At 62.1% G+C, this 11,078-nt stretch carries 10 protein-coding genes and 1 tRNA gene; 7 read left to right on the forward strand and 4 right to left on the reverse strand.

The window, feature by feature from the left end; all coding sequences use genetic code 11:
* The 3 genes from sdhD to IGW04_RS24830 all read right to left on the reverse strand — a co-directional run.
* Positions 1-368 (reverse strand): succinate dehydrogenase, hydrophobic membrane anchor protein (sdhD, locus tag IGW04_RS24820; protein ID WP_194715335.1); only part of this gene is annotated, 368 nt, incomplete at its 3' end.
* A gap of 4 nt (positions 369-372) precedes the next feature.
* A complete protein-coding gene (gene sdhC, locus IGW04_RS24825) occupies positions 373-783 on the reverse strand; it encodes a succinate dehydrogenase, cytochrome b556 subunit (RefSeq protein WP_194715781.1) in 411 nt (136 codons plus the stop codon).
* 145 nt (positions 784-928) lie between these two features.
* A complete protein-coding gene (locus IGW04_RS24830; RefSeq protein WP_194715782.1) occupies positions 929-1,717 on the reverse strand; it encodes a GntR family transcriptional regulator in 789 nt (262 codons plus the stop codon).
* Positions 1,718-2,035: 318 nt separating this feature from the next.
* Here IGW04_RS24830 and IGW04_RS24835 point away from each other — a divergent pair, with 318 nt between their 5' ends.
* The 6 genes from IGW04_RS24835 (at position 2,036) to IGW04_RS24860 (ending at position 9,269) form a co-directional block, all read left to right on the forward strand.
* Complete coding sequence (locus IGW04_RS24835) at positions 2,036-3,025, forward strand: malate dehydrogenase (RefSeq protein WP_194715783.1); 990 nt, start codon at positions 2,036-2,038, stop codon at positions 3,023-3,025.
* 100 nt (positions 3,026-3,125) lie between these two features.
* A complete protein-coding gene (locus IGW04_RS24840) occupies positions 3,126-4,097 on the forward strand; it encodes an HpcH/HpaI aldolase/citrate lyase family protein (RefSeq protein ID WP_194715784.1) in 972 nt (323 codons plus the stop codon).
* 70 nt (positions 4,098-4,167) lie between these two features.
* Positions 4,168-4,704, forward strand: coding sequence for a hypothetical protein (locus IGW04_RS24845; protein ID WP_194715785.1), 537 nt, complete (start codon positions 4,168-4,170; stop codon positions 4,702-4,704).
* An 81-nt stretch (positions 4,705-4,785) separates the two neighbouring features.
* Positions 4,786-7,494, forward strand: a complete 2,709-nt coding sequence (gene acnA / locus IGW04_RS24850) for an aconitate hydratase AcnA (protein WP_194715786.1) — start codon at positions 4,786-4,788, stop codon at positions 7,492-7,494.
* 140 nt (positions 7,495-7,634) lie between these two features.
* On the forward strand, positions 7,635-7,802 hold the full coding sequence (locus tag IGW04_RS24855) for a hypothetical protein (protein ID WP_194715787.1): 168 nt from the start codon (positions 7,635-7,637) through the stop codon (positions 7,800-7,802).
* Positions 7,803-8,075: 273 nt separating this feature from the next.
* Positions 8,076-9,269: a DUF2863 family protein gene (locus IGW04_RS24860; protein ID WP_407672184.1), complete on the forward strand. Its 1,194-nt coding sequence runs from the start codon at positions 8,076-8,078 to the stop codon at positions 9,267-9,269.
* Positions 9,270-9,359: 90 nt separating this feature from the next.
* Here the strand turns inward: IGW04_RS24860 and IGW04_RS24865 are convergent, their stop codons facing one another.
* Positions 9,360-10,496, reverse strand: a complete 1,137-nt coding sequence (locus IGW04_RS24865; protein WP_194715789.1) for a M14 family metallopeptidase — start codon at positions 10,494-10,496, stop codon at positions 9,360-9,362.
* A 77-nt stretch (positions 10,497-10,573) separates the two neighbouring features.
* Here IGW04_RS24865 and IGW04_RS24870 point away from each other — a divergent pair.
* Positions 10,574-10,650, forward strand: a tRNA-Pro gene (locus tag IGW04_RS24870).
* Positions 10,651-11,078 lie beyond the last annotated feature (428 nt).

Raw genomic sequence — 11,078 nt, forward strand, 5'->3', positions numbered from 1 at the left:
ACTCTCCAGAGAATCTGCGCCGCATAGCCGGCGCAACCGATGAGCCACACGATGGTGGCGCTTTGCAGCAAGAGGCGGGCGACGACGGGCTTGACATAGTCCATCCAGATGTCGCGCATGCCGACCCAGACGTGATAGAACATCACGAGCAAGGTGACGAATGTGGCGATCTTGAACCACTGGCGGGCGAACATGCCGGCCCAGCCTTCATAGCTGAAATTGCTGCCCGTGAGGAAGGTCACCAGGATGATGACGGTATAGAGGGCCATGACGATGGCGGTGACGCGCTGGGCCAGCCAGTCGCGAAAGCCATAATGGGCGCCGACGACGAGGCGCTTGGAGCCGATGTTGTTGTGCTTGATGGCCATGGTGTCAGAACACTCCGAACAGTTTCAGTGCGACCAGGAGGGTCAAAAACAGGCTGATGGCCAGCACGCTGGCGGCCGAGTGGCGCGAGCCTTCCTTGCTCAGGCCCATGTGCATGTCCATGAACAGGTGGCGGATGCCGGCGGCGAAGTGGTGCAGGTAGGCCCAGGACAGCGCCAGGATGATCAGCTTGATGTACCACTGCGAGGCAAAGCCGCGCAGGTAGTCGAACGAGATTTCAGAGGTGATGCTGCGTTCGAGCAAATAGAGCACGAAGGGCAACAGCAGGAACATCAGCGCGCCGCTGATGCGATGCAGGATGGAAACCACGCCGGCCAGCGGGAGGCGGTAGTGCATCAGCTGCGTGACGTGGATATTGCTGAACTGCGGCCGGCTTTTTTTTGCGGCTTCTGACATACAAACACCTCTTCTAACAAATAATCATCGATTTTCGCCGATTTTTGTGCAGCACACCAATAGTTATTATGGCCGCTCGCACAGATATCCGCCGCCCTGAGGCAGCTCGCGCTCTTGCCCGGCCGGCAATGCGCATGACGCCAGTTCAGCTCAATTCATTGTGGTAGTGATGCCTGTCGGTCCTGTACAGACCGCGGCGCACCTCGACTGGCTTGTCGCCATAAGTGAAGGACACGCGCTCAAGGCTGAGCAGCGGCGTGCCCGGCAGCACATCCAGCAGCTCGCTCACCTGGGGTTCGGCCAGCACCGCCTTGACCCTCTCGGTGGCGCGGATCATGCGAGTGCCGAACTCGGTCTCGAACAGGCCATACATCGGCCCCTTGTACTCCACTAGCCGTTCCGCGGTCAGGCCGCGAAACAGCGCGCCGGGCAGCCACAGCTCTTCAAGAATGGTGGGCACGCCTTCGAACGACTGCACGCGCCGGATGAAGATCACCGAATCGCCGGACTTGACGTCGAGCAGGCGCGCCACCTCGGCGGGAGCACGCATGCGCTTGACCTCGATGATGCGGTTATCCGCCTGGTGCGCTTCGCCGACGTCGGGCATCAGGCGCAGAAAGCGATAGTGGGCGCGTTCCTCGTGATGAGTGGCGACGAACGTGCCCTTGCCCTGGCGGCGCACCACCAGGTTTTCGGCCGACAATTCATCGATGGCCTTGCGCACCGTTCCCTGGCTCACCTTGAAACGGGCGGCAAGCTCGACTTCGCTGGGAATCAGTTCGCCCGGCTTCCATTCGCCGGACTGCAGGCTCTGGGTGATCAGCGCCTTGATCTGCTGGTAGAGGGGACTGAAGGTGGGTGAAGCATTGACGGCAACCCCCGACCCTGCGCCGGGCGCATTGCTGCTTGACTGGTTGGAGGCTGCGGAACTCATAACTGTTGATTTCACCATAAAACCGGGTTTGCCGTCCAGCAAAAACCTTAAATATATGTCTTATATAAGATATAAGATAGTTATTGCCACCATTGACAGGGATATTACACCCCCCTACACTCGCGGGCGACCGGCCCGGGCTGACCGCAGGAAACATGCGCATCGCAGTTCATTGCGATTCGGATCAAGCCGCGCAGGCTGACGTCGACCGGTTTCAACGGTATGATTGCGTTCTGTCGATTTAGGCAACTTATTGAACCAAGCTGCCAGCGGCGCTACCCCCGCCCGCCCTTTTCTTTATCACTTTGGAGATTCAACATGGCTAAAGCCCCAATGCGTGTCGCCGTCACCGGCGCCGCCGGCCAGATCGGCTATTCCCTGCTGTTCCGCATCGCCAACGGCGACATGCTGGGCAAAGACCAGCCGGTGATCCTGCAACTGCTTGAAATCCCCGACGAAAAAGCCCAGAAAGCGCTCAAGGGCGTAATGATGGAAATCGACGACTGCGCATTCCCTCTGCTGGCCGGCATGACCGCCCACAGCGACCCGATGACCGCATTCAAGGATGCCGACGTCGCCCTGCTGGTCGGCGCCCGCCCTCGCGGCCCGGGCATGGAGCGCAAGGACCTGCTGGAAGCCAACGCACAGATCTTCACGGTGCAGGGCAAGGCGCTGGACGCCGTCGCTTCCCGCAACGTCAAGGTGCTGGTGGTCGGCAACCCGGCCAACACCAATGCCTACATCGCGATGAAATCGGCCCCCAGCCTGCCGGCCAAGAACTTCACCGCCATGCTGCGCCTGGACCACAACCGCGCGCTGTCGCAGATCGCCGCCAAGACCGGCAAGCCGGTTTCCTCGATCGAGAAGCTGTTCGTCTGGGGCAATCACTCCCCCACCATGTACGCGGACTACCGCTACGCCACCATCGACGGCCAGTCGGTCAAGGACATGATCAACGACCAGGCATGGAACAAGGACACGTTCCTGCCGACAGTCGGCAAGCGCGGCGCCGCCATCATCGAGGCGCGCGGCCTGTCGTCGGCTGCTTCGGCAGCCAATGCGGCCATCGACCATGTGCATGACTGGGTGCTGGGCACCAACGGCAAGTGGACCACGATGGGCGTGCCGTCCGACGGTTCCTACGGCATTCCGGAAGGCACCATGTTCGGCTTCCCGGTCACCACGGAAAATGGCGAATACAAGATCGTCCAGGGCCTGGAAGTCGATGCTTTCTCGCAAGAGCGCATCAACATCACCCTGAACGAACTGCAGGAAGAGCGTAACGGCGTGAGCCACCTGGTAGGCTAAGAACCACCCTGCCCGCAGCCGCCTCCACGGCGCTGCGGGCAACGTCGTTAACGTTCGGCACAATTGACCACCTTGCCCACCACCTGAAGCGTCGCTTTACATGCATCCTTCCGAAGTTCTCTTCCAAGGCAAGCGTCAGCCGGTATCCCTTCCGGTGTGTGATCACTACGCCGGCTCCGAAAAGCTGATGCGCCGCTCCATGGCCTTGCAGCAGGAGCTTGGCCCCCTGTTTGACATTACCTTTGATTGTGAAGATGGCGCCGCCGCCGGTGACGAGGAAGCGCATGCGCGCCTGGTCGCCTCGCTGATCGCCGGCCAGGACAACCGGCACGGCCGCATCGGCGCCCGTCTTCATGATGTGCACAGCCCCTGGTTCGAACGCGACGCCGCCATCATCTGCGCCGGCGCCGCCCAACGGCTTGCATACCTGGTGTTGCCCAAGCCCGAAAGCCTGGCCGATGTGCAGCATGGCCTGGCCGTCATCGAGCGCCATGCGCAGGCCGCCGGACGCGAGCGCCTGCCGGTGCATGTGCTGATCGAAACCCATGGCGCGCTGGCCGCGGTGCGCGAGATTGCCGCGCTGCCGCAGGTCGAGTGCCTGTCCTTCGGCATCATGGATTTCGTCTCGGACCACTACGGCGCCATTCCCGGCGCCGCCATGCGCTCGCCGGGCCAGTTCGAGCATGCGCTGGTGGCGCGGGCCAAGACCGAGATAGCCGCCGCCTGCCATGCCCATGGCAAATGCCCTTCCCACAATGTCACCACCGAGATCCGGGACGGCTCGGTGGTAGCGCAGGATGCCGCGCGCGCCTTCCGCGAGTTCGGCTTCACCCGCATGTGGAGCATCCACCCGTCCCAGATCCGTGCCATCGTGGCGGCATATGCGCCGCCGGTGGCGGAGGTCGACGATGCGGCCGCCATATTGCTGGCCGCCCGCGCCGCCAGTTGGGGCCCGACCCAGTATCAGGGCGCCTTGCACGACCGTGCCAGCTACCGCTATTACTGGACCGTTCTGCAGCGAGCCAAGCTGTCCGGCCTGCCGCTCACGGCCGACACCCTATCACTTTTATAAAACACGCGCCCTGCCCTCGCGAGATCGCAGATCGGAAGAGGATGCACGGGTGCAACCTGGAGAGTAATTGATGAGCAAGTTTTTGACCGCCCTGCTGTTGATGGGCGCATGCATGACCGTAGCGGCGCAAGACCATGACAGCGCCGGCAGCAAGAAGAAGAGCAAGGCTGCGGCCACCAAGACGGTGAAGAAGGAAGCCCCGTCGAAGAAGAAAGCCGCAGCCGCTGCCGCGGCTGGCACGGCGGCAGGCGCAGCAGCGGCGCAGGGAACGGATGAGGAAGACCGCGAGCCGGATACCGCCGGCAGCACTGGCCTGGACTACAACTGCGCGCTGGGCGACAAGGTCACGATCTTCTCCAACGCCGAGGATGACAAGCACATCGCGCTGCGCTGGAACAAGCGGCTGATGCGCCTGACCCGCGTGGAAACCACCACCGGCGCGCACCGTTTCGAGAACCGCCGCCAGGGCATGGTGTGGATCGGCATCCCGGCCAAGGGCATCCTGCTCGACTCCAGGAAGGGCCAGCAGCTGGCCAATGAATGCAAGAGCGCCGAGCAATTGAAGCCGTCCGACGCACCGGCCGCCCCCGGCCTGGGCATCCAGTAAGCGGGAAACGCGAAAACACGGAAACAAAGCCAGCAGCGGTATTGTCAATTTGATTTGAACGGTAAATAACAAGGAGAGGCCATGACCCGCAATACACTGAATACGCTGAAGGATTTCCCCATTTCCGGCGCGAAGAAGGGAAAGTTTCATTCCCTTCCCGCGCTGGAACAGGAACTGGGCGTCAACCTCTCGCGCCTGCCCGTGTCCATTCGCATCGTGCTTGAGTCGGTGCTGCGCAATTGCGACGGCAAGAAGGTCACGGAAGACCATGTCCGTGAACTGGCGAACTGGGCGCCGAATGCGCCGCGCACCGATGAAATTCCCTTCGTGGTCGCCCGGGTCGTGCTGCAGGACTTTACCGGCGTGCCGCTGCTGGCCGACCTCGCCGCCATGCGCGGCGTGGCCAACAAGATGGGCGTCAATCCCAAGAACATCGAGCCGCTGGTGCCGGTCGACCTGGTGGTCGACCATTCGGTGCAGGTCGACTATTACCGCGACAAGAAGGCGCTGGACCTGAACATGAAGCTGGAATTCGAGCGCAACAACGAGCGCTACCAGTTCATGAAATGGGGCATGCAGGCCTTCGACACCTTCGGCGTGGTGCCGCCGGGCTTCGGCATCGTGCACCAGGTCAACCTGGAATACCTGGCGCGCGGCGTGCACCAGAGGGACGGCGTCTATTATCCCGATACGCTGGTGGGCACCGACTCCCACACCACCATGATCAACGGCATCGGCGTGGTCGGCTGGGGCGTGGGCGGCATCGAGGCGGAAGCCGGCATGCTGGGCCAGCCGGTGTATTTCCTCACGCCCGACGTGGTGGGCGTGAACCTGACCGGCGCGCTGCGCGAAGGCTGCACCGCAACCGACCTGGTGCTGACCATCACCGAGATGCTGCGCAAGGAAAAAGTGGTGGGCAAGTTCGTCGAGTTCTTCGGCGAAGGCACCCGAACCCTGACCCTGACCGACCGCGCCACCATCGCCAACATGGCGCCGGAATATGGCGCCACCATGGGCTTCTTCCCGGTCGACGAAGCCACCATCGACTACTTCCGCGGCACCGGCCGCAGCAAGGCCGAGATCGACGCCTTCGAAGCCTACTTCCGCGCCCAGAACCTGTTCGGCGTGCCAAGCTCGGGCGAGATCGACTACACCAATGTGGTCGCGCTCGACCTCGGCTCGGTGGCGCCCTCGCTGGCCGGCCCCAAGCGCCCGCAGGACCGCATCGAGATCGGCAAGGTCAAGAACACCTTCGCCGACCTGTTCTCCAAGCCGGTTTCCGAAAACGGCTTCAACAAGCGCGCCGAAGAACTCGACGCAGTGTATGAGAATGCGGACGGCATCAAGGTCAGGAACGGCGACGTGCTGATTGCCGCCATCACCTCCTGCACCAACACCTCCAACCCCAGCGTGCTACTGGCTGCCGGCCTGCTGGCCAAGAAGGCGGTGGAAGCCGGCCTGACGGTTGCGCCGCACATCAAGACATCGCTGGCCCCCGGCTCGCGCGTCGTCACCAAGTACCTGGAAGCGGCCGGCCTGCTGCCCTACCTGGAAAAGCTCGGCTTCGGCGTGACCGCCTACGGCTGCACCACCTGCATCGGCAATGCCGGCGACCTGACGCCGGCCATGAACGAAGCGATTGCGAAGAACGACATCGTTGCTTCCGCCGTGCTGTCGGGCAACCGCAATTTCGAAGCCCGCATCCATCCCAACATCCGCTCGAACTTCCTGGCATCGCCGCCGCTGGTGGTTGCCTACGCCATCGCCGGCAACATGAATGTCGACCTGATGACCGAGCCGGTGGGCATGGTCAAGGGCAAGGGCGTCTATCTCGGCGACATCTGGCCCACCAGCACCGAGATCAACAACCTGATGAAGTTCGCGATGAACCCGAAGACATTCACGGCGAACTATGCGGAAGTGAAGGAAGCGCCAGGCAAGCTGTGGCAGCAGATCAAGGGCGTGGCCAGCGGCGAGGTCTACAACTGGCCGGATTCCACCTATATCGCCGAGCCGCCCTTCTTCGACGATTTCGACATGGCGCCCAAGGCTGCCGCCAGCGGCATCGAAGGTGCGCGCGCCCTCGGCGTGTTCGGCGACTCCATCACCACCGACCATATCTCCCCGGCCGGTTCCATCAAGGAAAGCAGCCCGGCGGGCAAATGGCTGCTGGACAACGGCGTGCTCAAGGCCGACTTCAATTCCTATGGCTCGCGCCGCGGCAACCATGAGGTGATGATGCGCGGCACCTTCGCCAACGTGCGCATCAAGAACCTGATGATCCCGGCCAAGCCGGACGGCTCGCGGGTCGAGGGCGGCCTGACCTTGTACCAGCCGGATGGCGAGGAAATGTCGATCTACGACGCGGCGATGAAGTACATCGCCAACGGGGTGCCGACCATGATCTTTGCCGGCGAGGAATACGGCACCGGCTCGTCCCGCGACTGGGCCGCCAAGGGCACCCAGCTGCTGGGCGTGAAGGCGGTGTTTGCGCGTTCCTACGAGCGCATTCACCGTTCCAACCTGGTCGGCATGGGCGTGCTGCCGCTGCAGTTCATGGGCGACGACAGCGTGCAGTCGCTGGGCATCACCGGCACCGAAACCTACGACCTGAAGGGCCTGGAAGGCGAGATCACGCCGCAGCAGGAAGCCACGCTGGTAATTCATCGCGCCAATGGCGAGACCCAGGAAGTCACGGTGCTGCTGCGCATCGACACGCCGATCGAGGTGGACTACTACAAGCACGGCGGCATCCTGCCATTCGTGCTGCGCCAGCTGCTGGCCGCCTGAATCCGGGCCAGGAAGCAAGGCCGGGGAAATGATCCCGGCCTTGCAAGCATGCTGTAAGACTGTGTTGTTACGCTTCTTGTCAGGACCAACGCCGGCATCGTCCGGCGTTTATTTTTATCCAGACAAAGAGGAGACAGACTATGTGGAAAGTCGCTGTGGGATTCGTCGCTTTTGCGGCGCTGGCCCTGTTCATCATCATGCAGGCCGGCGACAAGGTCGACATGCGCGGCGAGTCCGCTGGCCATGAAATGACCGAACATGCCGCACCCGCCACGCCGGCAGCCCCGGCAGCGCCCGCGGCAAAATAAGCAGCGTGACCCTAAGGGCGGCATGGCTCGTGCATGCCGCCCTTTTCAAAGCGCCCGCTTCCGGCGCGCCCGCATCATCTCTTCAGCCCATCCAGCAGACCCCGGTTTTCCGCAAGGTAAAACCCGCCAAACTATTTCCTTCCCCAAAGGTCGAATCCACTACAATAGCCCTCCGAGTTATCAAAGCTTTCACAGACTATGCGTCGCCCTTCCAAATCCCGCACTCCCCGTATTTCCGCAGATAGCCAGCGCCTGGCGGCCATGGCGCAAGCCATGGCCCTGGCCAGCAGCCGGCATGAAGAGCGGGCCTGGGAGCGCAGCCTGGACATGCTGATCGAGAAGCTGCTGCGCACCGACCACCAGAACACGCTGGACTCCGCGCTTGACAAGCTGTTCAGCACCGACCCCATTGCCTACGACGTGCTGATGGAATCGATCGAAGCGGTCAGCTCCAGCGCCGTGGTCGAGCACGATGGCAAGCGTTACGACGCGCTGCTGGTTGCCTTGCCGGTGCTGGCCTGGACCCGCTTCGCTATCTTTTCCGGCACGGTTGCCGGCGATACCCTGATCACCCTGGCCGCACAGCTGCATGCCCATGTGCTGGCTGACGATACCCGGGTTGCGCTGGCGCCGATGCTGTACTCGATCGACCAGCTGCCGCGCACCCATGCCGAAACCCATGCGCTGACCCTGCGCATGGCTCAGGCCGCGCTGGGCAATACGGTATTGAAGCCCATCTCCAATCCGCCCGAGACCGCGCCTTTCCTGGCCGACACCCGCTACCTGCTGGCGGCCGTCGTCGCACCGGCCGAAGGACCGCTGTTTCGATGGCAGACCGCCGAGCCGGCGCAGGACATCATCGCCCAGCGCCAGAGCGCCATCGAGGCATTGCGCGAGCAGGCCAAGCCCACCATCGAGCGCCTGCTGCCCGGCTGCGGTGTCGAACTGCTGGCGCCTGAAGCCTATTATGTCGCCTGCCGTGAAGCGGACCGCGCCATCAGGCCGGTGTCGGTGCATTCGGCGATCCACTACCTGACCCACATCCTGAGCATCGAGCCGAACGGCCTGTCTGCCATCATCGGCGCCTTCGGCGATGAGGGCGGCGACATGCGCGTGGATGAATACCGCATCAGCTTCACCCTGCGCGACCAGGCGGAAGTGGTCTATGGCATCGTCTGGCCGCTGTATGGCCAGGAAGAGGACAGCGAAGAGCCGGTGTCGGCGAGCGTCGGCATGACGCTTACCGTCCCGCCCGCCGGCGCGGAAGCGGACATTCCGCCGCCGATCACGCAACTGGTGCTGGCCCTGCGCGCCAATGGCATCACTGACATCATGCGTCACCAGGAACGCTTTGCGATGGAGTTCTGCGAAGACTGCGGCGCACCGCTCTTTTGCGACCGTGAAGGCGAACTGGTGCATGCCGAACTGCCGGAAGACACGCCGCAGGCTTCAGGTCATTTGCACTGATGCTGCCTCACCATGCCGGGATGCATCCCGGCATGGTGATCGATACCGCTACCCCATCTCTACTCTATCGCGTTGACCAGCAGCCCTGCCTCACGCCTGGCTCACGACATTCAGCGACCGCCCTATCGCCTTCAGACATGCCCCGCCCAGTTGCGCGCTGCGCGCGCCATTCCACCCCACTGCGGGGTCGGGTCGCTGCGCATTGTCCTTGAAGGGCAACTCCAGGGTCAGCGATACGCATTTGAAGTGATGCCCCACATACTTCGACGCAAGCTTCAGCATATCGGCGCGATACTTCCCTGACGGATAGCCATGCTGGTCCTGGAAATCCGGACTGGCTTCCTTGAAGGCATCGATAAAGGTTTGCTGCGCGGCCGCCTGCTCCGCGCTGAAGCCTTCCAGCATTTCACTGCCGGCTGCAAACACATAAGGCAGGCCCTCATCGCCATGCACATCCAGGAACAGGTCGCAGCCGGTTCGATTGAGGCGCTCACGCACATGAAACACCTCTGGACTGGTCGCCAGACTGGGCGACACCCACTCCCGGTTCAGGTTGGCGCCGGCGGCATTGGTGCGCAGGTTGCCGCGGGCAGCGCCATCCGGGTTCATATTGGGCACGACATAGAAGACGGCCTGTGACAGCAAGGCGCGGGAATGCGGATCGCCCGCATCCAGCAATGCATCCAGCAATCCCTCGACGAACCATTCCGCCATGGTTTCGCCCGGGTGCTGACGCGCGATGATCCACACCTTGCTGGCTGCATCGGGGTTGCCGACAACCAGCAGATTCAGGTCGCGTCCATCAACGGTATTGCCCAGGTCTTCCACTCGAACCTGCTCATGGCAGGCGACGCGGCCGATCAGGTCGAGATGGCGTTCAAACGGGTAAGGCTCGAAGTAGGCGTAAAAAATGCTGTCGCGTTCCGGCTGGTGGCTGATTTCCAGCACGCCGTTTTCATAGGTTGTCGGCACGCGAAACCAGGATTGCCTGTCATAGCTGGCCACCGCCTGGTAACCCACCCAGCCATCCGGATAGCTGGCTTCGCCGGCGTTCAGGATACGCATGCGACATGGAAGCGCACGCGCGCCCTGCAGCCTGAAATAAAACCACTGCGAGAAATCGGCATGGCTATCCTTGCGCAGCCTGAGCTGGATATCTTCTGCTGAAGTTGCATTGACTACCTCGATGGCGCCGGCGTCAAAGTGATGACTGATCTTGATGGACATAAATATTGAAAAAGACATGTTTTAAATGCTGCAAGGATACGCGGATTGAAAACCCTCTGCTATAATCCGTGCCTCGTCGGGGCGTAGCGCAGCCTGGTAGCGTACTTGCATGGGGTGCAAGGGGTCGGAGGTTCGAATCCTCTCGCCCCGACCAATAGAATCAAACAGTTAGGCCAATCTTCGGATTGGCCTTTTTGTTTCTCTAATCGTTGTACCCCACTTTGTACCCCACTACGGGTTTGTTCCAGGAGCAGCGTTTCATGCTTAAGTTCGGTGGGTGCTTATGCTCCTGGTTGCACCAGCGCTCAAACTGCTGCGTAGATGCCCGCGCCTTCCAGGCCGGCGAAGGGCTTACGTGGGTAATCCGGCCAATACTTACAAATTTCTGTTAGCACCTACCAAGCCCTCTTTCAAGGTCGTCACGATCGACATCTTGACGCTGAACTCGTAGCGCAGTAAGCGCCCAGTCATCCCGTCTTGCCGGAACCTTCTGAGGTAGATGGACGAATTAGGCAGGCGTCCAGCCATGCGGGAGCAAGTCGCTGATACGGCTGGCCGGTAGCGTCGGCAAGCGCTCCAGGA

Source organism: Noviherbaspirillum soli (assembly GCF_015352955.1).
In the GTDB taxonomy this organism is placed as follows: Bacteria; Pseudomonadota; Gammaproteobacteria; order Burkholderiales; family Burkholderiaceae_D; genus Noviherbaspirillum_A; species Noviherbaspirillum_A soli.